Annotated in this window: 22 protein-coding genes; 12 read left to right on the forward strand and 10 right to left on the reverse strand. The window is 70.5% G+C overall.

Translation table 11 applies throughout. From position 1 onward, the window contains the following. Positions 1-50: 50 nt before the first annotated feature. The 5 genes from pgl to tkt are packed head-to-tail and all read right to left on the reverse strand — an operon-like array spanning position 51 to position 6,629. Positions 51-833, reverse strand: a complete 783-nt coding sequence (gene pgl / locus N4G70_RS05370) for a 6-phosphogluconolactonase (protein ID WP_261711190.1) — start codon at positions 831-833, stop codon at positions 51-53. After that, positions 830-1,855: a glucose-6-phosphate dehydrogenase assembly protein OpcA gene (gene opcA / locus N4G70_RS05375; RefSeq protein WP_261711191.1), complete on the reverse strand. Its 1,026-nt coding sequence runs from the start codon at positions 1,853-1,855 to the stop codon at positions 830-832. Before opcA ends, pgl begins: the two co-directional genes overlap by 4 nt. Then, on the reverse strand, positions 1,852-3,375 hold the full coding sequence (gene zwf / locus N4G70_RS05380) for a glucose-6-phosphate dehydrogenase (protein WP_399034325.1): 1,524 nt from the start codon (positions 3,373-3,375) through the stop codon (positions 1,852-1,854). The genes opcA and zwf overlap by 4 nt, the downstream gene beginning before the upstream one ends. 12 nt (positions 3,376-3,387) lie before the next feature. Then, entirely contained in the window at positions 3,388-4,506 is a 1,119-nt protein-coding gene (gene tal / locus N4G70_RS05385) for a transaldolase (protein ID WP_261711193.1), read from the reverse strand. A gap of 35 nt (positions 4,507-4,541) precedes the next feature. Then, entirely contained in the window at positions 4,542-6,629 is a 2,088-nt protein-coding gene (tkt, locus tag N4G70_RS05390) for a transketolase (RefSeq protein ID WP_261711194.1), read from the reverse strand. Positions 6,630-6,936: 307 nt separating this feature from the next. On the opposite strand from tkt, the gene N4G70_RS05395 reads away from it, so the two are divergent. The 3 genes from N4G70_RS05395 (at position 6,937) to N4G70_RS05405 (ending at position 9,488) form a co-directional block, all read left to right on the forward strand. Then, entirely contained in the window at positions 6,937-7,890 is a 954-nt protein-coding gene (locus N4G70_RS05395) for a heme o synthase (RefSeq protein WP_162952638.1), read from the forward strand. Positions 7,891-7,981: 91 nt separating this feature from the next. After that, entirely contained in the window at positions 7,982-8,323 is a 342-nt protein-coding gene (locus tag N4G70_RS05400) for a hypothetical protein (RefSeq protein WP_261711195.1), read from the forward strand. A gap of 76 nt (positions 8,324-8,399) precedes the next feature. Continuing rightward, complete coding sequence (locus N4G70_RS05405; RefSeq protein WP_261711196.1) at positions 8,400-9,488, forward strand: amidohydrolase; 1,089 nt, start codon at positions 8,400-8,402, stop codon at positions 9,486-9,488. On the opposite strand, the gene N4G70_RS05410 is transcribed toward N4G70_RS05405, so the two are convergent. The 3 genes from N4G70_RS05410 to N4G70_RS05420 all read right to left on the reverse strand — a co-directional run bounded on the left by N4G70_RS05410 (position 9,468) and on the right by N4G70_RS05420 (position 12,337). Further along, complete coding sequence (locus N4G70_RS05410; RefSeq protein ID WP_399034207.1) at positions 9,468-10,463, reverse strand: heme A synthase; 996 nt, start codon at positions 10,461-10,463, stop codon at positions 9,468-9,470. The two genes, N4G70_RS05405 and N4G70_RS05410, sit on opposite strands and share 21 nt — an antisense overlap. A 129-nt stretch (positions 10,464-10,592) precedes the next feature. Further along, positions 10,593-11,360: an ABC transporter permease gene (locus N4G70_RS05415; RefSeq protein WP_261711197.1), complete on the reverse strand. Its 768-nt coding sequence runs from the start codon at positions 11,358-11,360 to the stop codon at positions 10,593-10,595. Next, entirely contained in the window at positions 11,357-12,337 is a 981-nt protein-coding gene (locus N4G70_RS05420; protein ID WP_261711198.1) for an ABC transporter ATP-binding protein, read from the reverse strand. The genes N4G70_RS05415 and N4G70_RS05420 overlap by 4 nt, the downstream gene beginning before the upstream one ends. A gap of 404 nt (positions 12,338-12,741) precedes the next feature. Here N4G70_RS05420 and N4G70_RS05425 point away from each other — a divergent pair, with 404 nt between their 5' ends. From N4G70_RS05425 to N4G70_RS05465, 9 genes are all read left to right on the forward strand, one after another. Beyond that, complete coding sequence (locus N4G70_RS05425) at positions 12,742-13,494, forward strand: metalloregulator ArsR/SmtB family transcription factor (RefSeq protein ID WP_261711199.1); 753 nt, start codon at positions 12,742-12,744, stop codon at positions 13,492-13,494. Then, the gene (gene sufB / locus N4G70_RS05430; protein WP_261711200.1) at positions 13,491-14,912 is read left to right on the forward strand and encodes a Fe-S cluster assembly protein SufB; all 1,422 of its coding nucleotides are present in this window, start codon (positions 13,491-13,493) and stop codon (positions 14,910-14,912) included. The genes N4G70_RS05425 and sufB overlap by 4 nt, the downstream gene beginning before the upstream one ends. 62 nt (positions 14,913-14,974) lie before the next feature. Continuing rightward, the gene (sufD, locus tag N4G70_RS05435) at positions 14,975-16,153 is read left to right on the forward strand and encodes a Fe-S cluster assembly protein SufD (RefSeq protein ID WP_261711201.1); all 1,179 of its coding nucleotides are present in this window, start codon (positions 14,975-14,977) and stop codon (positions 16,151-16,153) included. Beyond that, positions 16,153-16,470 (forward strand): bifunctional 3-phenylpropionate/cinnamic acid dioxygenase ferredoxin subunit, encoded by a 318-nt coding sequence (locus tag N4G70_RS05440; RefSeq protein WP_261711202.1) that lies wholly within the window; start codon positions 16,153-16,155, stop codon positions 16,468-16,470. Before sufD ends, N4G70_RS05440 begins: the two co-directional genes overlap by 1 nt. Before the next feature lie 7 nt (positions 16,471-16,477). Next, on the forward strand, positions 16,478-17,242 hold the full coding sequence (sufC, locus tag N4G70_RS05445) for a Fe-S cluster assembly ATPase SufC (protein ID WP_261711203.1): 765 nt from the start codon (positions 16,478-16,480) through the stop codon (positions 17,240-17,242). 88 nt (positions 17,243-17,330) lie between these two features. Then, positions 17,331-18,602, forward strand: a complete 1,272-nt coding sequence (locus N4G70_RS05450) for a cysteine desulfurase (protein ID WP_261711204.1) — start codon at positions 17,331-17,333, stop codon at positions 18,600-18,602. Positions 18,603-18,613: 11 nt separating this feature from the next. Beyond that, on the forward strand, positions 18,614-19,078 hold the full coding sequence (gene sufU / locus N4G70_RS05455; protein ID WP_261711205.1) for a Fe-S cluster assembly sulfur transfer protein SufU: 465 nt from the start codon (positions 18,614-18,616) through the stop codon (positions 19,076-19,078). Beyond that, a complete protein-coding gene (locus tag N4G70_RS05460; protein WP_100574411.1) occupies positions 19,075-19,413 on the forward strand; it encodes a metal-sulfur cluster assembly factor in 339 nt (112 codons plus the stop codon). The genes sufU and N4G70_RS05460 overlap by 4 nt, the downstream gene beginning before the upstream one ends. Before the next feature lie 202 nt (positions 19,414-19,615). Continuing rightward, positions 19,616-21,007: a DUF3616 domain-containing protein gene (locus N4G70_RS05465; protein ID WP_261711206.1), complete on the forward strand. Its 1,392-nt coding sequence runs from the start codon at positions 19,616-19,618 to the stop codon at positions 21,005-21,007. A gap of 6 nt (positions 21,008-21,013) precedes the next feature. On the opposite strand, the gene N4G70_RS05470 is transcribed toward N4G70_RS05465, so the two are convergent. Both N4G70_RS05470 and N4G70_RS05475 read right to left on the reverse strand, forming a co-directional pair. Further along, positions 21,014-22,048: a glycerophosphoryl diester phosphodiesterase membrane domain-containing protein gene (locus tag N4G70_RS05470; RefSeq protein WP_261711207.1), complete on the reverse strand. Its 1,035-nt coding sequence runs from the start codon at positions 22,046-22,048 to the stop codon at positions 21,014-21,016. Positions 22,049-22,366: 318 nt separating this feature from the next. Further along, a complete protein-coding gene (locus N4G70_RS05475) occupies positions 22,367-23,248 on the reverse strand; it encodes a winged helix-turn-helix transcriptional regulator (protein ID WP_261711208.1) in 882 nt (293 codons plus the stop codon). Positions 23,249-23,551 lie beyond the last annotated feature (303 nt).

Genomic DNA, 23,551 nt, shown 5'->3' on the forward strand with positions numbered 1-23,551 from the left:
CGGCCCGGTCCGCTCCCCGAGGGGGCGGGCCGGGCCGTTCGCGTGAGACGTCAGGCGGACGCCGGTGGGTACAGCGACCGCGGCAGCCGGGAGGCGGCCGCCGCGTCCAGGAGCCACAGCGTGCGGGCCCGGCCGTAGGCGCCGGCCGCGGGGGCCTGCACCTCGCCCGCGCCCGACAGGGCTATCGCCGCGGCGTGCGCCTTGTCCTCGCCCGCCGCGAGCAGCCACACCTCGCGGGCCGCCCGGATCGCCGGGAGGGTGAGCGAGATCCGGGTGGGCGGCGGCTTCGGAGCGCCGTGCACCCCGACGACCGTCCGCTCGGTCTCCCGCACCCCGGGCAACTCCGGGAACAGCGACGCCACATGGGTGTCCGGGCCGACGCCCAGCATCAGCACGTCGAACGTCGGCACCCGGCCGTGGTCCTCGGGCCCCGACGCCTCGGCGAGCTCCGCCGCGTAGGCGGCGGCCGCCGCGTCCGCGTCCGTGCCGTGGGCGCCGCCCGAGGCGGGCATCGCGTGCACCCGCTTGGGATCGAGCGGCACCGCGTCGAGCAGCGCCGCACGCGCCTGGGTGTAGTTGCGCTCGGGATCGTCCTCGGGGACGAAACGCTCGTCACCCCACCACAGGTCCAGACGCGACCAGTCGATCGCGTCCCGGGCCGGGGAGGAGGCCAGCGCCGCGAGCAGCCCGTTGCCGTTGCGGCCGCCCGTCAGGACCACGGACGCCGAGCCGCGCGCGGCCTGGGCGTCCACGACCTTCGTGATCAGCCGGGCCGCGGCGGCCTGCGCCATCAGCTCCTTGTCGCGGTGGACGACGAGCTGAGGCGTGCTCACTTGGCCGCTGCCTTCTTGGCCGGAGCCGCCTTCTTCGCTGGAGCCTCCTTGGCCTGCGCGTCCTCCGTGGCGACGGGCGCGGCCTTGCCCCCGGAACCCTCACCGAGGCGGTCCACGCCGTACTTCAGCGCGGAGGCGTAGGTGTCGTCCGGGTCGAGACGGCGCAGCTCCTCCGCGATGAGCTCGGCGGTCTCGCGGCGCTTCAACGCCACCGCGCGGTCCGGCTGGCCCTGCATGGAGAGCGTGGCCAGCGAGCCGTCGGCCCGGTCCAGGACGATCGGGCCGCAGTCCGTCTCCATGCGGACCGCGGTGAGGCCGGGACCCCCCGAGGGGGAGCGCTTGACCGGCACGTTCAGCCGGTCGGCGAGCCACATGCCGAGCAGTTCACAGCTCGGGTTGAACTCCTCGCCCTCCACCTCGACGGAGGTCACCTTGCAGGCGACCTGGTCGAGGGCCGCGGCCAGCATCGAGCGCCAGGGCGTGATGCGGGTCCACGACAGGTCGGTGTCGCCGGGGGTGTAGGCCTCGGCGCGCGCGGTCAGCTCCTTGATGGGCTGCTCGGAGGTGTAGGTGTCCGTCACCCGGCGCTGGGCGAGCGCGCCCAGCGGGTCCTGCGCCGGGTCGACCGGCGCGTTCACCGGCCACCAGACGACGACCGGCGCGTCCGGAAGCAGCAGCGGCAGGACCACCGACTGGGCGTGGTTGAGCACCTCGCCGTACAGCCGCAGGATCACCGTCTCGCCGGTGCCCGCGTCCGCGCCGACCCGCACCTCCGCGTCGAGGCGGGAGCTGGTGCGGTCGCGGGGCGAGCGCGAGACCCGCTTGATGACGACGAGGGTGCGCGAGGGGTGCTCGCGCGAGGCGTCGCCGGCCGCGCGCAGGGCGTCGTAGGCGTTCTCCTCGTCGGTGACGATGACGAGGGTGAGCACCATGCCGACGGCCGGCGTGCCGACCGCCCGGCGGCCCTGCACGAGCGCCTTGTTGATCTTGCTGGCCGTGGTGTCCGTAAGGTCGATCTTCATGGCCGACGCCAGCTCCGTCCGTCTCGTGCGAGCATTTCGTCCGCCTCGTCCGGGCCCCAGGTCCCCGAGGGGTACTGGGCGGGCTTGCCGTGGGTGTCCCAGTACTTCTCGATCGGGTCGAGGATCTTCCAGGACAGCTCCACCTCCTCCACGCGCGGGAAGAGGTTGGAGTCGCCCAACAGGACGTCCAGGATGAGGCGTTCGTAGGCCTCCGGGCTCGACTCCGTGAAGGACTCGCCGTAGGCGAAGTCCATGGAGACGTCCCGGACCTCCATCGAGGTGCCCGGCACCTTGGAGCCGAAGCGCACGGTCACGCCCTCGTCCGGCTGCACCCGGATGACCAGGGCGTTCTGCCCCAGCTCTTCCGTGGCGGTGTGGTCGAAGGGGGAGTGCGGGGCGCGCTGGAAGACCACCGCGATCTCCGTGACGCGCCGGCCGAGCCGCTTGCCGGTGCGCAGGTAGAACGGGACGCCCGCCCAGCGGCGGTTGTCGATCTCCAGCTTGATCGCGGCATAGGTGTCGGTCTTCGACTTGGGGTCGATGCCGTCTTCCTGGAGGTAGCCGACGGCCTTCTCGCCGCCCTGCCACCCGGCCGCGTACTGCGCGCGCACCGTGTCCTTGCCGAGGTCCTTGGGCAGCCGTACCGCACCCAGCACCTTGGTCTTCTCGGCCGCGAGCGCGTCCGCGTCGAAGGAGGCGGGCTCCTCCATCGCGGTCAGCGCGAGCAGCTGGAGCAGGTGGTTCTGGATGACGTCACGGGCCGCGCCGATGCCGTCGTAGTAGCCGGCCCGGCCACCGATGCCGATGTCCTCGGCCATGGTGATCTGCACGTGGTCGACGTAGGAGCGGTTCCACAGCGGCTCGAACATGGTGTTCGCGAACCGCAGGGCCAGGATGTTCTGAACGGTCTCCTTGCCCAGGTAGTGGTCGATCCGGAAGACCTCGTCGGGCGGGAAGACCTCGTGCACGACCTGGTTGAGCTCCTCGGCGGAGACCAGGTCGTGGCCGAACGGCTTCTCGATGACCGCACGGCGCCAGGCGCCGTTCTTCTGGTCGGCCAGACCGTGCTTCTTGAGCTGCTGGACGACCTTGGGGAAGAACTTCGGCGGCACGGACAGGTAGAAGGCGAAGTTGCCGCCCGTGCCCTGCGCCTTGTCGAGCTCCTCGATCGTCGACTTCAGCGTCTCGAACGCGTCGTCGTCGGCGAAGTCGCCCTGGACGAAGCGCATCCCCTGGATGAGCTGCTGCCAGACCTCCTCGCGGAACGGCGTACGGGCGTGCGCCTTGACCGCGTCGTGGACCTCCTGCGCGAAGTCCTCGTCCTGCCACTCGCGGCGGGCGAAGCCGATCAGGGAAAAGCCCGGCGGCAGCAGACCCCGGTTGGCGAGGTCATAGACGGCGGGCATCAACTTTTTACGGGACAAATCGCCCGTGACGCCGAAGATCACCAGACCCGACGGCCCCGCGATGCGCGGGAGCCGTCGGTCTGCGGCGTCACGAAGCGGGTTCGCTTCGCGAATCGCGGTCAAGATTTACGCCTCCGAGGGTGCGAGGCGCTTGAGCTCCGCCTCGGTGGACTTGAGCAGGTCGTTCCAGGCGCCCTCGAACTTCTCGACGCCCTCGTCCTCCAGGAGCTGCACGACCTCGTCGTAGGAGATGCCCAGCTTCTCGACGGCGTCGAGGTCGGCGCGGGCCTGCTCGTACGTGCCGGTCACCGTGTCGCCGGTGATCTGGCCGTGGTCGGCGGTGGCCTCCAAGGTGGCCTCCGGCATGGTGTTCACCGTGTTGGGCGCGACCAGGTCGTCCACGTACAGGGTGTCCTTGTACGCCTTGTCCTTCACGCCCGTCGAGGCCCACAGGGGGCGCTGCTTGTTGGCGTGCGCCTTGTCGAGGGCGGCCCAGCGCTCCGAGGAGAAGACCTCCTCGTACGCCTGGTAGGCCAGGCGCGCGTTGGCGAGACCGGCCTTGCCGCGGGCGGCCTTGGCCTCGTCGGTGCCGAGCGCGTCGATCCGCTTGTCGATCTCGGTGTCCACGCGGGACACGAAGAAGGACGCCACGGAGTGGATCTTCGAGAGGTCCAGGCCGCGCTCCTTGGCCTTCTCCAGGCCGGCGAGGTAGGCGTCCATGACCTTGCGGTAGCGCTCGAGGGAGAAGATCAGCGTGACGTTGACGCTGATGCCGAGACCGATCGTCTCGGTGATCGCCGGCAGACCCGCCTCGGTGGCCGGGATCTTGATGAGCGTGTTCGGCCGGTCCACCAGCCAGGCGAGCTGCTTGGCCTCGGCGACCGTGGCGCGGGTGTTGTGCGCCAGGCGCGGGTCGACCTCGATGGAGACCCGGCCGTCCTGGCCGTCCGTGGCGTCGAAGACCGGGCGCAGGATGTCGGCGGCGTCCCTCACGTCAGCCGTCGTGATCATGCGGATGGCCTCTTCGACGGTGACCTCACGGGCCGCGAGGTCGGTGAGCTGGGTGTCGTAGCCGTCACCCTGGCTGATCGCCTTCTGGAAGATCGACGGGTTGGTCGTGACGCCCACCACGTGCGACTGGTCGATCAGCTCGGCCAGGTTGCCGGACGTGATCCGCTTGCGCGACAGGTCGTCGAGCCAGATCGCGACGCCTTCGTCGGAGAGGCGCTTGAGTGCGTCTGTCATGAGAATTGCATCTCCTACTAGTTCGTATACCGGCGTCAGCGCTTGGCGGCGTCGAGGGATTCCCGGGCGGCGGCGGCCACGTGCTCGGCGGTGAAGCCGAACTCCTGGAAGAGGACCTTGCCGTCGGCCGAAGCGCCGAAGTGCTCGAGCGAGACGATGCGGCCCGCGTCACCCACGAAGCGGTGCCAGGTCAGACCGATGCCGGCCTCGACCGCGACCCGCGCCCTGACCGACGGCGGCAGCACGCTGTCCTTGTACGCCTGGTCCTGCTCCTCGAACCACTCCACGCACGGCATCGAGACCACACGGGTCGGGATGCCGGCGGCCTGGAGTTCCTCGCGCGCGCCGACGGCGAGCTGGACCTCGGAGCCGGTGCCGATGAGCACGACCTGCGCGTCGCCGCCCTCGGCCTCCACAAGCACGTAACCACCCTTGGCGGCGGCCTCGTTGACCTCGTACGTCGGCACGCCCTGGCGGGTCAGCACGAGGCCGTGCGGGGCCCCCTTGCCGAACACCTTGGTGTAGCGCTTGAGGATCTCGCGCCAGGCGATGGCGGTCTCGTTGGCGTCCGCGGGGCGGACCACGTTGAGGCCGGGGATCGCGCGCAGCGAGGCCAGGTGCTCCACCGGCTGGTGGGTGGGGCCGTCCTCGCCGAGGCCGATCGAGTCGTGCGTCCACACGTACGTCACCGGCAGGTGCATCAGCGCGGAAAGGCGCACCGCGTTGCGCATGTAGTCGGAGAACACCAGGAAGGTGCCGCCGTAGATGCGGGTGTGGCCGTGCAGCGCGATGCCGTTCATCTCCGCGGCCATGGAGTGCTCGCGGATGCCGAAGTGCACGGTGCGGCCGTACGGGTCGGCCTCCGTCAGCGGGTTGCCGGACGGCAGGAACGACGACGTCTTGTCGATGGTCGTGTTGTTCGAGCCCGCGAGGTCGGCGGAGCCGCCCCACAGCTCGGGCATGACCGCGCCGAGCGCCTGGAGCACCTTGCCGGAGGCGGCGCGGGTGGCGACGCCCTTGCCCGTCTCGAAGACCGGGAGGTGCGACTCCCAGCCCTCGGGCAGCTCGCCCGCGTTGATGCGGTCGAACTCGGCGGCGCGCTCGGGGTTGGCGGTGCGCCAGGCGGCGAAGGACTTCTCCCACTCCGCCTTGGCCTCACGGCCGCGGTCCAGGGCCCCGCGGGTGTGCGCGAGGACCTCGTCGGCGACCTCGAAGGACTTCTCCGGGTCGAAGCCGAGAACGCGCTTGGTGGCCGCCACCTCGTCGTCGCCGAGCGCCGAGCCGTGCGCGGCCTCGGTGTTCTGGGCGTTGGGCGCGGGCCAGGCGATGATCGAGCGCATCGCGATGAACGACGGCCGGTCGGTGACCGCCTTGGCGGCCTCGATCGCGTCGTACAGCGCCTCGGGGTCCAGGTCGCCGTCCGGCTTGGGCGCGACGCGCTGGACGTGCCAGCCGTAGGCCTCGTACCGCTTGACGGTGTCCTCGGAGACCGCGGTCTCGGTGTCGCCCTCGATCGAGATGTGGTTGTCGTCCCACAGGAGGATCAGGTTGCCGAGCTTCTGGTGTCCGGCCAGCGAGGACGCCTCGGAGGAGATGCCCTCCTGGAGGCAGCCGTCACCGGCGATGGCGAACACGAAGTGGTCGAACGGGGAGGTGCCGGGGGCGGCCTCCGGGTCGAACAGGCCGCGCTCGTAGCGGGCGGCCATCGCCATGCCCACCGCGTTGGCGACACCCTGGCCCAGCGGGCCGGTGGTCGTCTCGACGCCGGTGGTGTGGCCGTACTCCGGGTGGCCGGGGGTCTTGGAACCCCAGGTGCGGAACGCCTTGAGGTCATCCAGCTCCAGGCCGAAACCGGCCAGGTAGAGCTGGATGTAGAGGGTCAGGGACGAGTGGCCCGCGGAGAGAACGAAGCGGTCGCGTCCGACCCAGTCGGCGTCCGCCGGGTCGTGCCGCATCACCTTCTGGAAGAGGGTGTACGCGGCCGGGGACAGGCTCATCGCCGTACCTGGATGGCCGTTGCCGACCTTCTGTACAGCATCCGCGGCCAGGACGCGGCCGGTGTCTACGGCCCGCTGGTCGAGCTCGGTCCACTCGAGGTCTGTGGTGGTCGGCTTGGTGCTCACCCTGAGTCAGGGCTCCTCTCCACATGTCGTATCCCGGTGACTGAGGGCGCACCGGGCGTTGTCGAGCCTACCCCTGCCCGAACGCTCACTTTTTCGACTGCCTGCACGCTGAGACGGACAGCTCCAGGGTGCCGGGGAGCCATGAAATCCGCCTCCCGGCGAACCACCCCCAACACGACCCCACCCCCGGGGAGGGCGGCGTATGGGCAACGTCTAGAGTGGCGTGGTACGCGCAAGTCTTTACCGGGCCTTCACGTCCGGGAACATCCCGGATCACCGGGGACTTGCTGGGAATTCTCTGTCAGGGGTGTGCGTGACGGCCGTCGAGTCCCGACCCGCAGGGGTCGTCTTGACTCCCAGCCCGGGGGGCCATCGGCCATTCGGGGCCCGCGTCAAGGCCTTTGTGGCGCTGACCAAGCCACGAATCATCGAACTGCTCCTCATCACCACCATTCCGGTGATGTTCCTCGCCGAACAGGGCGTCCCCCCGCTGTGGCTGGTCTTCGCCACCACTCTGGGCGGGTACCTCTCGGCGGGCGGCGCAAACGCCCTGAACATGTACATCGACCGCGACATCGACGCGCTGATGGACCGCACCTCGCAGCGGCCCCTGGTGACCGGCATGGTCTCGCCGCGCGAGTGCCTGGTCTTCGGCATCTCGCTCGCCGTCGTCTCCACGCTGTGGTTCGGGCTGCTCGTCAACTGGCTCTCGGCCGCGCTCTCACTCGGCGCCCTGCTCTTCTACGTCGTCGTGTACACGATGATCCTCAAGCGCCGCACCTCACAGAACATCGTCTGGGGCGGCATCGCGGGCTGCCTGCCGGTGCTCATCGGCTGGTCCTCGGTCACCAACTCGATGTCCTGGGCGCCGGTCATCCTGTTCCTCGTCATGTTCTTCTGGACGCCGCCGCACTACTGGCCGCTGTCCATGAAGGTCAGGGAGGACTACGCGCGGGTCGGCGTGCCGATGCTGCCGGTGGTCGCCTCCAACAAGGTGGTGGCCCGCCAGATCGTGCTCTACAGCTGGGTGATGGTCGCCGTCTCGCTGCTGCTCACCCCGCTCGGCTACACCGGCTGGTTCTACACGGCCGTCGCGCTGGTCTCCGGCGGCTGGTGGCTGTGGGAGGCGCACGCGCTCCAGTCCCGCGCCAAGAACGAGGCGACCGGCACCAAGCTGAAGGAAATGCGGCTCTTCCACTGGTCGATCACGTATGTGTCGCTGCTGTTCGTGGCCGTCGCGGTGGACCCGTTCCTGCGCTGACCGAGCCGTCCGCACGACGTCGAGGGGCCAGTGGCGCAAGCCACTGGCCCCTCTTGTCGCTCCCGGATCTACCCGCTAGTAGCATCGCGGCATGGCAGACACCCAGGTTGACGAGAAGCAGGCCGCGGCGGCCGAACGGCACGCGGCCAAGCTGGCCCGGCGGATCGACTCCTTCGCCAAGGAGCACGGCGGCGCCGAGGGCCAGGTCGCGTACATCGGGCAGAAGGGCGCCCGCATCGTCCTGGTGGGCGAGGACGGCGGCTGGGGCGACCTGGTGGCCCCGAGCCACGCCGTCGCGATGAGCGCCGTCGAGAAGTCCGGGATCACCGTCCACGAGGACTTCGACGGTGAGTTCGCGGCCAAGGTGAAGACCGGCCCCTACGAGTGGTCGCGCATGGCCGGCATCCAGCTCGGCGGTCCGAAGAACGGCTGAGCAGCCCGCGAGCAACACCGATCCGGGGCTCACCCGTTAGGAGGGGTACAAGCGCCTCCATCCCTGGGAGCCCCGGATGATCGACACCCCGAGCCTGGTGGACCAGTACTGCCACGGCGTGCTGCGTACCGAGCTCGGCCTCGGCACCTTCGAGACGGCGCTCGGCCGCACCGGAACCCTGCCCGCGCCCGGCACCACGTTCTTCGACACCCAGACCGGCTTCGCGGTACGCCGCTGGTGCCCACCGCTCCTCGGCCTGGAGCCGCACTGCCCCCCGGCCCGCTATCTGGCCCGCCGCCGCGAGCTCGGCGTGCTGGAGTCGGGCAGGCGGCTGCTCAGGGGCTCCGGGATCTCCACCTATCTGGTCGACACCGGGCTGCCCGGGGACCTCACCGCCCCGCACGAGATCGCCGCGGCCGGCGCCGCCGACGCCCACGAGATCGTGCGTCTGGAACTCCTCGCCGAGCAGGTCGCCGACACCTCCGGGACCGTCGAGTCCTTCCTCGCCAACCTCGCCGAGGCCCTGCACACCGCGGCCTCGTCCGCGGTCGCCTTCGCCTCGGTGAGCGGCGCCCGCGAGGGGCTCGACCCGCGGCCGCCGGGCCCGGGGGAGGTGCGCGGGGCGGCGGGGCGGTGGCTGGACGGCCGGCGCAAGCACGGCCGCCTGCGGGACCCGGTGCTCCTGCGCCACCTGCTGTGGAGCGCCGTCGCGTGCGGGCGGCCGCTCCAGCTCCAGGTGGGGATGGCCGACCCCATGCCGCTCGCCGGATTCGCGGAAGCGACGTGCGGGCTCGGCACCGATCTGGTGCTGCTGCACGGCTATCCGTACCACCGCCAGGCCGCCCATCTCGCCAGCGTCCATCCGCATGTGTACGCGGACGTGGGGCCCGCCCTGGTGCGGACGGGGGCGCGGGCCGCGGCCGTGCTCGCCGAGATCCTGGAGCTGGCCCCCTTCGGGAAGCTGCTCTACTCCAGCGGGGCGCGCGGGCTGCCCGAACTGCATGTGGTGGGCGCGCGGCTGTTCTCGGAGGCGCTCGGCCGGGTGCTCGGCGGCTGGGTGGGCGACGGCGCCTGGTCGCGCGGCGACGCGCAGCGGGTCGCCGGGATGATCGCGGCGGGCAACGCCCGCCGCGTCTACGGCCTGTCAGGCGTGGCTGAGGGCTGAGCCCGTCCGCTCCGGGACCTCGACCGGGGCCTGCGGACGCTCGCGCAGCGCGAGCAGGACGCGCAGCACGGCGATCCACACCAGGCACGAGCCGAGCATGTGCAGAGCGACCAGGACCTCGGGCGTCTTCAGGAAGTACTGGACGTAACCGATCACACCCTGACCCATCAGGACCAGGAACAGGTCACGGGCGCGGTGGCGCGGGCCCGGGGGCGCGTCGACGGCCTTCAGGACGAACCAGAGCGCGACGGTGAGCGCCACCACGACCCAGGCGAGATCCGCGTGGAGCTGCGTGATCATCGTCCAGTCCAGCGGGATGCGCGGCACGTCCTTGGAGTCGCCGGGGTGGCGTCCGGTGCCGGTGACGATGGTGCCGACCGCGATGAGCGCCGCCGAGGCACCCACCAGGAGCCAGGTCAGTTGCACAACTGCCTTGCCCACCAAGGGCCTTGGCGCTCCGTCGCCCTCCTGGGTGCGCTGCCAGGTGACCACCGCGACCGCGATGAGGGCGCTGGAGAGCAGGAAGTGGGCGGCCACCGTGTACGGGTTGAGACCGACCAGGACGACGATGCCGCCGAGCACCGCGTTGCCCATGACCACCCAGAACTGCACCCAGCCAAGCCGGGTCAGCGGGCGCCGCCACGGCTTCGCGGAGCGGGCCGCGATGATGGCCCAGCCGACCGCGGCGCACAGCACGTACGTCAGCATGCGGTTGGTGAACTCGATGACACCGCGAAAGCCCATCTCGCTGGTGACGGTCAGGCTGTCGCTGGTGCACTTGGGCCAGGTGGGGCAGCCGAGCCCGGAGCCGGTGAGCCGGACGGCTCCTCCGGTCACCACGATGGCCACGGACATGACGAGGGCGATGAGGGCCGCGCGCCGCACGACCGTGGGGGAGGCGGTCCACCGCTGCGCGATGTAGAGGAGCGGATTGCGCGCCGCCGCGGTCACATCGGCTCGGGTCACTTTCGGCATGCGGCCTATCGTAGGCGCCCGATTGTGCATGTTTTCACGAGGGGGGCCCGCCGTACCCGGACGGGAGGAAAGTCACCCCCGCGTCACCCCGGCCTTACCCCGGCCGCCGCCTCCGCCACCGCCCCCGGCTCACTCCCAGCGGAAGAAGCGCGCGGCCGCGCCGAGGCCCAGGACCGCCCACACCGCGAGGATCCCGAGGTCCGACCAGGGCATCGAGGCGCCGTCCCGGAGCACCGTGCGCAGCCCGTCGGACAGGGCCGAGATGGGGAGCGCCTCCAGCACCGACCGCACACCGCCGGGGAACTTGTCCATCGGCACGATGACCCCGCCCGCCACGAGCAGCAGCAGGAACACCAGGTTGGCCGCGGCCAGCGTCGCCTCGGCCTTCAGGGTGCCGGCCATGAGCAGCCCGAGCCCGGAGAAGGCGGCGGTGCCGAGGACCAGCAGGAGCAGCACCGCGAGCGGGTTGCCGTGCGGGGACCAGCCGAGCGCGAGGGCGATCACGGTGAGCAGGACGACCTGGAGCACCTCGGTGACGAGCACGGCGAGGGTCTTGGAGGTCATCAGCGCCCAGCGGGGCAGCGGCGAGGCGCCGAGCCGCTTGAGCACCCCGTACCGCCGCTCGAAGCCCGTCGCGATGGCCTGGCCGGTGAAGGCGGTCGACATCACGGCGAGCGCGAGGACGCCGGGGGCCAGGAAGTCGACGGACTTGCCGGCGCCCGTGTCGATGATGTCGACGGTCGAGAACAGCACGAGCAGCAGGCTCGGGATGATCACGGTGAGCAGCAGCTGCTCGCCGTTGCGCAGCAGCATCCGCGTCTCCAGGGCGGTCTGCGCCCCGATCATCCGCCCGAGCGGTGCCGCGCCCGGCTTCGGCGCGTACGTACCAGCGCTCATGCGCGCAGCTCCTTGCCGGTCAGTTCCAGAAAGACGTCCTCGAGCGTGTGGCGTTCGACCGCGATGCCCTCGGGCATCACGCCGTGCTGGGCGCACCAGGTGGTGACGGTGGCGAGCAGCTGGGGGTCGATGGCGCCGGTGATGCGGTAGGCGCCGGGTGTCAGCTCGGCCGCCGCGGTGCCGTCCGGCAGCGCCTTGAGGAGCGCGCCGAGGTCGAGGCCGGGGCGGCCGGTGAAGCGCAGCGTGTTCTCGGCGCCGCCCCGGCAGAGCTGCTCGGGGGAGCCCTGGGCGACGACCTTGCCGAGGTCGACGATGGCCACGTCGTCCGCGAGGGCCTCGGCCTCGTCCATGAAGTGCGTGGTGAGGACCACCGAGACGCCGTCGGAGCGCAGTTCGCGCACCAGGTCCCAGGTGGCGCGGCGGGCCTGCGGGTCCAGCCCGGCGGTCGGCTCGTCGAGGAAGACCAGTTCGGGCCGGCCGACGACGGCCATGGCGAGCGCGAGGCGCTGCTGCTGACCGCCGGAGAGCCGGCGGTAGGTGGTGCGTCCGCAACTGCCGAGGCCCAGGCGCTCGATGAGCGCGTCCACGTCCAGCGGGTGGGCGTGCAGCTTCGCCATGTGGCGGAGCATCTCCTCGGCGCGGGCGCCGGAGTAGACGCCGCCGGACTGGAGCATCACGCCGATCCGCGGTTTGAGCCGCTCGGCGTCGGCGACCGGGTCGAGACCGAGGACGCGGACGGTGCCCGCGTCGGGCCTGCGGTAGCCCTCGCACGTTTCGATGGTGGTGGTCTTGCCGGCGCCGTTGGGGCCGAGGACGGCGGTCACGGTGCCCGCGCCGACCGTGAGGTCGAGGCCGTCCACCGCGGTCTTGGGCCCGTACCGCTTGACCAGGCCGGTGATCTCGACGACGGGGTGCGACCCGCGGGGTCTCCCTGAGGGGTGGCGGCCGGGAGACGGAAGGGCGGGCTCGCTGTTCATGGACGCCAAGTCTAGGCGGGGCCCGCCACCCCTCCGGAGCGGGGCCCGGGGCCCGATCGGCCCCGCGTGTCGGCACGAAATCCAGGGCCCGCGACGAGCCCCTGGCGCCCCTGGCCGGGGGATGCCGGGCGGAGGTGTGCGAGGAGCGTCCGGGCGATCGTGGCTCTGTCGGCCCGGACCGGGCGCTCTGCGGCCATGCGCACACAAAGGCCCGGTCACAGGGGGTGCGGATCGGCCGAAGAAGGGGCGGGAGGGGCGCGCGGGCGGCCGCCGCACCGCCCCGGAAGTGATCGATCAAAGATCGTTTCCGCAGGTCAGTTTAGGTATGCCTAAGTGATGCAGCGCACCGCCGGTGATCCCGAGGTGGGTTGTCAGCTTCTGAGGAATTACGCAACAATGGCGTTGTGAAAAACATCGGCGAGGCTCCCCAGGAGGAACTCGCGACCGGTGAGCGGTCCACCCGCAACCGGGTCGCGCGCTCCATCCTGGACCACGGTCCCTCGACCGCCCAGGACCTGGCCAACCGCCTCGGTCTCACCCAGGCCGCCGTGCGCCGCCACCTCGACGCGCTGGTGGCCGACGAGGTCGTCGTCCCGCGTGAACAGCGCGTCTACGGCGCGCGGACCCGAGGCCGTCCGGCCAAGGTCTTCGCGCTCACCGACTGCGGCCGGGACGCCTTCGAGCAGGCCTACGACAAGCTCGCCGTCGACGCCCTGGACTGGATCGAGCGGTCGGCGGGCGGCGGCGCGGCCGGCGAGGAGGCCGTGGCGGCGTTCGCGCGGGCCCGCGTCGAGGCTCAAGCCGGGGCGTACAGGGACGCGATCGAGGCCGTACAGCCTGAAGAGCGGACCCAGGCCCTGGCCAGGGCCTTGAGTGCCGACGGGTACGCTGCTACGGCGCGCAGCGCGCCCCTTCCCCAGCGGGGTGAGCAGCTGTGCCAGCACCACTGCCCGGTCGCCCACGCCGCCGAGCGGTACCCGCAGCTGTGCGAGGCGGAGACGGAGTTCTTCTCCCGCCTCCTGGGAACGCATGTGCAGCGCCTGGCCACGATCGCCCACGGCGACGGCGTCTGCACCACGTTCATCCCGCACGGCGCGCCACCACGGACCACACACCAGCAAGCATCCGCAAGCACGGCCGGGAGGAACCCCGCATGACGCTCCCCACGGAGACTGCCCACCCTGAGCTCGATGGCCTGGGCACGTACGAATACGGCTGGGCCGACTCCGACGCGGCCGGCGCCGCTGCCAAGCGCGGTCTGAACGAGGACGTCGTACGCGACATCTCCTCGAAGAAGAACGAGCCCGAGTGGATGCTGAAGCTGCGCCTCAAGGGCCTGCGGCTGTTCGACAAGAAGCCCATGCCGAACTGGGGCTCCGACCTCTCCGGCATCGACTTCGACAACATCAAGTACTTCGTGCGCTCGACGGAGAAGCAGGCGGCGTCCTGGGAGGACCTGCCCGCCGACATCAAGAACACGTACGACAAGCTCGGCATCCCCGAGGCGGAGAAGCAGCGCCTGGTGGCCGGTGTCGCGGCCCAGTACGAGTCCGAGGTCGTCTACCACCAGATCCGCGAGGACCTGGAGGAGCAGGGCGTCATCTTCCTCGACACCGACACCGCCCTGAAGGAGCACCCCGAGCTCTTCCAGGAGTACTTCGGCACCGTCATCCCGGTCGGCGACAACAAGTTCGCGTCGCTGAACACGGCGGTGTGGTCCGGCGGCTCGTTCATCTACGTGCCCAAGGGTGTCCACGTCGACATCCCGCTCCAGGCCTACTTCCGCATCAACACGGAGAACATGGGCCAGTTCGAGCGGACGCTGATCATCGTCGACGAGGACGCCTACGTCCACTACGTCGAGGGCTGCACCGCCCCGATCTACTCCTCCGACTCGCTGCACAGCGCCGTCGTGGAGATCATCGTCAAGAAGGGCGGCCGCTGCCGCTACACGACGATCCAGAACTGGTCGAACAACGTCTACAACCTGGTCACCAAGCGCGCCGTGGCGTACGAGGGCGCGACCATGGAGTGGATCGACGGCAACATCGGTTCCAAGGTCACCATGAAGTATCCGGCCGTCTACCTGATGGGCGAGCACGCCAAGGGCGAGACGCTCTCCATCGCCTTCGCGGGCGAGGGCCAGCACCAGGACGCCGGCTCCAAGATGGTCCACATGGCGCCGAACACCTCCTCCAACATCGTCTCCAAGTCGGTGGCGCGAGGCGGCGGCCGCACCTCCTACCGAGGCCTCGTCGAGATCGGTGAGGGCGCCCACGGCTCCAAGTCGAACGTGCTCTGCGACGCCCTGCTCGTCGACACCATCTCCCGCTCGGACACCTACCCGTACGTCGACGTCCGCGAGGACGACGTCTCCATGGGCCACGAGGCGACCGTCTCCAAGGTCTCCGAGGACCAGCTCTTCTACCTGATGAGCCGCGGTCTGACCGAGTTCGAGGCGATGGCGATGATCGTGCGCGGCTTCGTCGAGCCGATCGCCAAGGAGCTCCCCATGGAGTACGCCCTGGAGCTCAACCGGCTGATCGAGCTGCAGATGGAGGGCTCGGTCGGATAACGACCGTTCCCCGTCCGGCAGTTGAGCAGATTCTGATCTAGGAAGAGAGCACTACGACAGCCATGGCTGAGGCAAACATCCCGGTGGGCTCCACCACCGCCGGATCCATCGCGGTGGCCGCCGAGTCGACCGTCGCCACCCGCATGAGCGCGCCCCCGTCCTTCGACGTCGCGGACTTCCCGGTCCCGCACGGCCGCGAGGAGGAGTGGCGGTTCACGCCGCTGGAGCGGCTGCGCGGGCTGCACGACGGCACCGCCGTCGCGACCGGCGACGGTGTCAAGGTCGCCGTCGAGGCGCCCGAGGGCGTGACCGTCGAGACGGTCGGGCGCGACGACGCCCGGATCGGCAGGGCCGGCACGCCGGTGGACCGTGTCGCGGCCCAGGCGTACTCGTCCTTCGAGAAGGCCTCCGTCGTGTCCGTTCCCAAGGACACCGTGCTCACCGAGCCGATCCGGATCGCCGTGCACGGCGAGGGCGGCGTGGCCTACGGCCACCAGGTGATCGAGCTCGGTGCCTTCGCCGAGGCCGTCGTGGTCATCGACCACACCGGCGACGCGGTGCTCGGTGCCAACGTCGACTACCTCCTGGGCGACGGCGCCAAGCTGACCGTCGTCTCCGTCCAGGACTGGGACGACAAGGCCGTCCACGTGGCCCAGCACAACGCGCTGATCGGCCGCGACGCCACCTTCAAGTCGTTCGTGGTCACCTTCGGCGGCGACCTGGTGCGGCTGCACCCGAGGGTCGCCTACGCGGGCACCGGTGGCGAGGCCGAGCTCTTCGGGCTGTACTTCACCGACCACGGCCAGCACCAGGAGCACCGCCTCCTGGTCGACCACAACACCCCGCACTGCAAGTCCAACGCCGTGTACAAGGGCGCCCTCCAGGGTGAGGACGCGCACGCGGTGTGGATCGGTGACGTGCTCATCCAGGCCGCGGCCGAGGGCACGGACACCTACGAGATGAACCGCAACCTGGTTCTGACCGACGGCGCCCGCGTCGACTCGGTGCCGAACCTGGAGATCGAGACCGGCGAGATCGCCGGCGCCGGTCACGCGTCGGCCACCGGCCGCTTCGACGACGAGCAGCTCTTCTACCTGATGTCCCGCGGCATCCCGCCGATGGAGGCCCGCCGCCTGGTCGTCCGCGGCTTCTTCGCGGAGCTCGTCCAGCAGATCGGTCTGCCGGACGTCGAGGCGCGCCTGCTCGCGAAGATCGAGACGGAGCTGGAGGCTTCCGTCTGATGGCCTTCGTCAAAGCCTGTGCGCTGAGCGAGCTGGAGAGCGACACCCCCAAGCGGGTGGAGATCGACGGCACGCCGGTGTCCCTCGTCCACACCGAGGGCGAGGTGTTCGCGATCAACGACATCTGCTCGCACGCGAACGTGTCGCTGTCGGAGGGCGAGGTCGAGGACTGCGCCATCGAGTGCTGGCTGCACGGCTCAAGCTTCGACCTCCGCACCGGCAAGCCGTCCGGCCTTCCCGCGACGCGCCCCGTCCCCGTATACCCCGTCAAGATCGAAGGGGACGATGTGCTCGTCTCCGTCACCCAGGAGTCCTGAGTTCCCCATGGCAACGCTTGAAATCCGCGACCTGCACGTCTCCGTCGAGGCCGAGAACGGCCCCCGCGAGATCCTCAAGGGCGTCGACCTGACCGTGAAGCAGGGCGAGACCCACGCCATCATGGGCCCCAACGGCTCCGGCAAGTCGACCCTGGCGTACTCGCTGGCCGGGCACCCCAAGTACACGATCACCAGCGGCACCGTCACGCTCGACGGCGAGGACGTCCTGGAGATGTCCGTCGACGAGCGCGCCCGCGCCGGCCTCTTCCTCGCCATGCAGTACCCGGTCGAGGTCCCCGGCGTCTCGGTCTCCAACTTCCTGCGCACCTCGGCCACCGCGATCCGCGGCGAGGCCCCCAAGCTGCGTACCTGGGTGAAGGAGGTCAAGTCCGCGATGGAGCAGCTCCAGATGGACCCGGCCTTCGCCGAGCGCAACGTCAACGAGGGCTTCTCCGGCGGTGAGAAGAAGCGCCACGAGATCCTCCAGCTCGAACTCCTCAAGCCGAAGATCGCGATCCTCGACGAGACCGACTCCGGCCTCGATGTCGACGCGCTGCGCCAGGTCTCCGAGGGCATCAACCGCGTCCGTGAGAACGGCGAGGTCGGCACCCTCCTGGTGACCCACTACACCCGCATCCTGCGCTACGTGAAGCCCGACTACGTCCACGTCTTCGCGGGCGGCCGCATCGTCGAGTCCGGCGGCGCCGAGCTCGCCGACAAGCTCGAGTCCGAGGGCTACGAGTCGTACACGAAGGGCGGCGCTGACCTGTGAGCGACGCGCGCGAGGCCACCGGCCCGCGGATGAGCTGCGAGCCGCAGACGCGCCTCGCGGGCGGAGAAGCGAACGAAAGGAGCAGGGCGTGACACAGCTGCCGGGCCTCCTCACGCAGTCCGCTCTCCTGGACGAGGCGATCCGCAAGGACTTCCCCTTGCTGGACCGTGTGGTCCACGACGGGAAGAAGATCGTCTACCTCGACTCCGCCGCGACCTCGCAGAAGCCGCGCCAGGTGCTCGACGCGCTCAACGAGTACTACGAGCAGCACAACGCCAACGTGCACCGCGGCGTGTACCTGGTCGCCGAGGAGGCCACGGCGCTGTACGAGGGCGCCCGTGACAAGGTCGCCCGGTTCATCAACGCGCCGAGCCGCGACGAGGTCATCTTCACCAAGAACGCCTCGGAGTCGCTCAACCTCGTTGCCAACATGCTGGGTTGGGCCGACGAGCCCTACCGCGTGGACAGCGAGACCGAGATCGTCATCACGGAGATGGAGCACCACTCCAACATCGTGCCGTGGCAGCTGCTCGCGCAGCGCACCGGCGCGAAGCTGCGGTGGTTCGGCCTCACCGACGACGGCCGGCTCGACCTGTCGAACATCGAAGAGATCATCACCGAGAAGACGAAGATCGTCTCCTTCACGCTGGTCTCCAACCTGCTCGGCACCCACAACCCGGTCGACGCGATCATTCGCCGCGCACAGCAGGTCGGCGCGCTGGTCTGCATCGACGCCTCGCAGGCCGCCCCGCACATGCCGCTGGACGTGCAGGCGCTCCAGGCCGACTTCGTGGCCTTCACCGGCCACAAGATGTGCGGCCCGACCGGCATCGGCGTCCTGTGGGGCCGCCAGGAGCTCCTGGAGGACCTGCCGCCGTTCCTCGGTGGCGGCGAGATGATCGAGACGGTCTCGATGCACTCCTCCACCTACGCTCCGGCGCCGCACAAGTTCGAGGCGGGCACGCCCCCGATCGCGCAGGCCGTGGGACTGGGCGCGGCCGTGGACTACCTGTCGGCGATCGGCATGGACAAGATCGCCGCGCATGAGCACGCGATCACCGAGTACGCGGTCAAGCGCCTCCTCGAGGTGCCCGACCTGCGGATCATCGGCCCCACCACGGCCGAGGACCGCGGCGCGGCGATCTCCTTCACGCTCGGCGACATCCACCCGCACGACGTGGGCCAGGTCCTCGACGAGGAGGGCATCGCCGTCCGCGTCGGCCACCACTGCGCGCGCCCGGTGTGCCTGCGCTACGGAATTCCCGCGACCACGCGAGCGTCTTTCTATCTGTACTCCACGCCCGCCGAGGTCGACGCCCTGGTGGACGGCCTGGAGCACGTACGAAACTTCTTCGGCTAGGGGTTACCGACGTGAAGCTTGATTCGATGTACCAGGACGTCATCCTGGACCACTACAAGCACCCGCACGGCCGGGGCTTGCGGGACGGTGACGCCGAGGTGCACCACGTGAACCCGACGTGCGGCGACGAGATCACGCTGCGCGTGAAGTACGAGGGTTCGCGCATCGAGGACGTCTCGTACGAGGGCCAGGGCTGCTCGATCAGCCAGGCCAGCGCCTCGGTCCTCAACGACCTGCTGGTCGGCAAGGAGCTGGCGGACGCGCAGCGCATCCAGGAGACCTTCCTGGAGCTGATGCAGTCCAAGGGCCAGCTGGAGCCGGACGACGCGATGGAGGAGGTCCTCGAGGACGCGGTGGCCTTCGCCGGCGTCTCCAAGTACCCGGCCCGCGTGAAGTGTGCTCTGCTGAGCTGGATGGCGTGGAAGGACGCGACGGCCCAGGCTCTGGGAGACGTCGCCGAAAGGAAGACGGCATGACCGAGAACGCACAGGCGGCGATCAAGCCGGCGACCGAAGAAGAGATCCGCGAGGCGCTGTACGACGTCGTCGACCCCGAACTGGGCATCGACGTCGTCAACCTCGGCCTCATCTACGGCATCCACATCGACGACTCCAACGTCGTCACGCTGGACATGACCCTGACGTCGGCGGCCTGCCCGCTGACCGATGTGATCGAGGACCAGGCGAAGTCCGCGACCGACGGCATCGCCAGCGAGCTGAAGATCAACTGGGTCTGGATGCCGCCGTGGGGCCCGGACAAGATCACGGACGACGGCCGCGAGCAGCTGCGCGCGCTGGGGTTCAACGTCTGAGTCCCGCCCACGAGTTGAGGCCCCCGGTACCGCTGGTGCCGGGGGCCTTCGCGTGGCAGGGTGCCGGGAACGGGTTCCGGGCGCCGCGGGCGGGCGGGCTGCTGCTCGGCTGACGTTCGTCCGCTGTACGTATCGCGTACGCCCGCGCGTGGCGGGGTGACCGGAACCTACTCGACGAGATCCCGCCGACGAGAGGCCACCCGTGCCGCATCACCCGCCGCTCCGCCGTACCAGGGCCGTCGCCGCCTCCGGTGTTCTCGCGCTGGCCGCGCTGGGGTGCAACGCCCCGGCGCACGCCGTTAGTTACGGCACCCCGACCATCGCGCTCTCGGCCTCCTACCTGTCCGGGGCCGTGGGCGCCACCGGCGACCCGGTGGTCACCGTGACCGTCGGGCAGAGCGGGGCCGACGCATCGGCGCTCACCGTGGCCGCCTCGGCGAGTTCCACGTCGTCCGTGGCGGGCACGGGGGACGTCCAGATCACGGGAAGCGGCGCCGGCCGGCAGCTGTCCGTGGCCGCGCGCGGGCGCGGCTACACCGACCTCACCGTCAAGGTCACCGGACTCGGCGGCAAGAGCGCCACCAAGACGCTGCACTACGCCGCCTCCGCCGCCGTGCGGGGCGCCGCCGACACCCGTTACCTCACCGGCTCCAGCGACGCCTCGGCCGCCGTGGACGTGGGCGGCGGCTATGCCGTCGTCGCCGACGACGAGTCCAACACGCTCCGCCTGTACGACCGTTCGTCCTCCGGGGCACCCGTGCGGACCTGGGACTTCAGCTCCGCCCTCGGCGTCACCAAGGAGATCGACATCGAGGGCGCGGCCCGCGTCGGCAACACCATCTACTGGACCGGCTCGCTCGGCAACAACAAGGACGGCGCGTACAAGGCGGACCGCAACACCGTCTTCACGACCACCGTCACCGGCTCGGGCGCCTCCACCCAGCTCGCGGTCGGCCGCTCGTACAAGAAGCTGCGGGACGACCTCGTCGCCTGGGACCACGCCAACGGGGACCGCTTCGGCTTCGCATCCGCGACCGCCGACGGCCAGGCGCCCAAGCAGATCGACGGGTTCAACGTGGAGGGACTGGAGTTCGCGCCCGGCTCCACCAGCACCGCCTACATGGGGTTCCGGGCGCCGCTCGCGCCGCCCGTCGACGGCGGCAAGGCGCTGATCGTGCCCGTCACCAACATGGACAAGGTCCTCGCGAGCGGCGCCAAGCCGGTGTTCGGCACCGCCATCCAGCTCGACCTCGGCGGGCTCAGCATCCGCGACATCCGCAAGAACGCCGCCGACCAGTATCTGATCGTGGCCGGCTCCTGGGCCGCGGACGACAACTCCGACCCGTACGCCGTCTACTCCTGGGACGGGCTCGCCCAGCACGCCCCCGTCAAGCGGGCCGACCTGCCGACCAGCGACCCGGGCGGCTGGGAGGCCGTGGTGGCCGTGCCGGACCTCGACCAGCCGGGCGCCAAGGCACAGTTCATCACCGACGACGGCTCGGCCGACCTCTACGGCGACGGCACCGACGCCAAGGACCTCACCCACCCCGAGTGGAAGAAGTCCCGGGCCACGTGGTTCACGCTGAACGGCTGATCCGGGCTACCAGGTGCCCATCGGGCCGGCCGGCTCCTTCGGGATGCCTGCCGCGTCCGCCAGCGCCAGGGCCAGGTCCTCACGGCGTATGCGCTGGTCGATGTAGAGCAGACCGGTGGCGAGCTGGGGCAGCGTGGTCGACACGAACTGGCTGATCACCATGCCGGCCAGATACATCACCACGAAGATGGTGATGGCCAGGGCCACGCTGCCGGTCGAATCGTCGGCCAGCATCAGGGGCATCGTCGCGAACATCCCGCCGTAGGTGAGCGGCAGTTGGACGAAGTAGCCGATCACGCCGCTGATCATGACGACGAGGATCAGGATGCCGAAGGTCCGCCACCAGACGCCCCTGACCAGATGGGCCGAGCGGCGCAGCGCCTCCAGGGGCCGCTGGTTCTCCAGCACCGCGATCGCCGGGGCGAAACCGAAGCGCACCCACAGCCAGGTGCCGACCGGTGTCAGCACGAGGGCGCCCAGGGCGAACAGGAGCAGCGGCAGGGACGACGGGGCATGGTGACGGGAGGCCGACAGGAACATCGCCATCGGCACCACCACCAACAGCAGCGTCATGCCCATCAGGGCCGCGCACTGGACCGCGACCGTGCCGAGCACGGCGGGGAACCTGGACCACGCCCTGCGCCACACGGCGGAGAAGGTGCTGCGGCGGCCCAGGACCGCGTCCTGGAGCACGGCCGGGACGGCCGAGCACAGCAGGGCCATCGCGACGAGCCACATCACCATCGCGAAGATCACGACGGCAGACCCGGCGATCACCACCGGCTGCACGTCGGAGCGCGCCGGGACCACCCGGTAGGTGGAGTTGACGACATGGTCGAGGTGGCGGAGATGGTCGTACACGGCGGCCACGGCGATCGCGGCCGCCCCGCCCATCAGCAGCGCCGCGAGGCCGTACGCCACGACGGCCATCCCGAAGAGCTGCTTCCAGTGGCGGCCCAGGGCCGAGAAGGACCCGCCGAGTATGTCGCCGAGGTTCAGCGGCCTGAGCGGAATCACGCCCGGCTTGGGGGGAGGCGGCATCCAGCCACCGGCCCAGCCCGGCCCCCACCCCGGCGGCGGTCCGGGCGGCCCGCCCTGAAAGCCCGGGCCCCAGCCCGGCGGCGGTCCCGGCGGCCCGCCCTGGCCACCCGGCCCCCACCCCATGTCCTGCGCCACCGCAACCTCGCTCTTCCCGTACGTCTCCGTACGTCCCGTCCCCTGATCGATCGCCTTACCGTAAGCCCGCGCGACCTGCGGGTACGGTCGGGGGGCATGCTCTGTGACCAGGCCGGAACAACGGGAACCCGATGGAGAGCGGGCCGCGCTGGGCCCCGGCGGCGCGGCGCACCGGGCGGGGCTTCAGGCGCCGGCGCGCAGGACCGCCGAGAGCGCGGCCCGCACGCTCGCTTCGATGTCGGTGATCGGATAGAGCGCCTCGATCACCGTGCGGTCCCGGTCGACCACCAGGGTCAGGCGCTTGAGCCGGCTCACCCCCGCTGTGCGGAAGGTGGGCAGGCGCAGCGCCGCCGTCAGATCGAGGCCGGCGTCCGAGAGCAGCGGGAAGCGCAGGGCCTCCTTGTCGGCGAACGCCCGCTGCTCGTCCGGGCGTTGGGTCGACACCCCGCGCACGCTCGCGCCCGCGGCGGTGAACCGGGCGAGCTGGTCGCGGAAGGTGCAGGACTCCAGGGTGCAGCCGCGCGCGCCGGGAATCCCGGCCCAGCCGGGCGGGTAGGACTCGGCGCGGGCGTAGGCGCCGGGGAAGCAGTACAGGACCGTGTACGGCGTCGAGGAAGCCACGGGGTCGGTCAACTCCCCGTCGAAATCCGTCAGTTGAAGCTCCGGCACCCGGGTGCCGACGAGCTCCCGGACCCGCTCGGTCTCGCCCGAGGTCTCGGTCGAGGTGGCCATCGTCTCTCCTTCTCCCAGCACCCAGGTGTCTCCCCAGTCCTGGAGTGCGATCAGTACGGGCAGCAGGGCGCGGCCGCGCGGGGTGAGCCGGTACTCGTGGCGCACCGGGCGCTCCTGGTACGGCTCGCGCATCAGGACCCCGCACTCCACCAGCAGCTTCAGGCGTTCGGCGAGGACCTTGCGGGACATGCCGAGCTCCCGCTGGAGCGCGTCGAACCGGTGCACGCCGCGTGCCGCGTCGCGCACGATCAGCAGGGTCCACCAGTCGCCCACCACGTCCAGGGCCTGGGCGATGGCGCAGTGTTCGTCGTCGAGTCGGGTGCGTTGGGGCATGCGCCCATCCTTTCGCGATCGCACGCGGGCCTGACGCGGGTCCGGTTCGTCGGCGACGCGGCCGGCACTCGACGACCGGTGCCGGTAGTCGGCAGTCGGTGGTCGGTGGTCGGCGGCTGTCATCTGTCAGCTGCCAGCCGTCAGTTGTCAGCAGTCAGCAGCCAGCGTCCGCTGTCCGCCGATGCCCGAGCCGCTGACAGCGGGCGTCGGTTGACCTGCCGAAAACATGCTGCCATAGTCCGTTCCCATAAGGAACTCACCTGGAACCTGTGCGGGTGGACCCGCTCGGAGGGACCCGGGCGG

The organism is Streptomyces sp. ASQP_92, from assembly GCF_025399895.1.
In the GTDB taxonomy this organism is placed as follows: domain Bacteria; phylum Actinomycetota; class Actinomycetes; order Streptomycetales; family Streptomycetaceae; genus Streptomyces.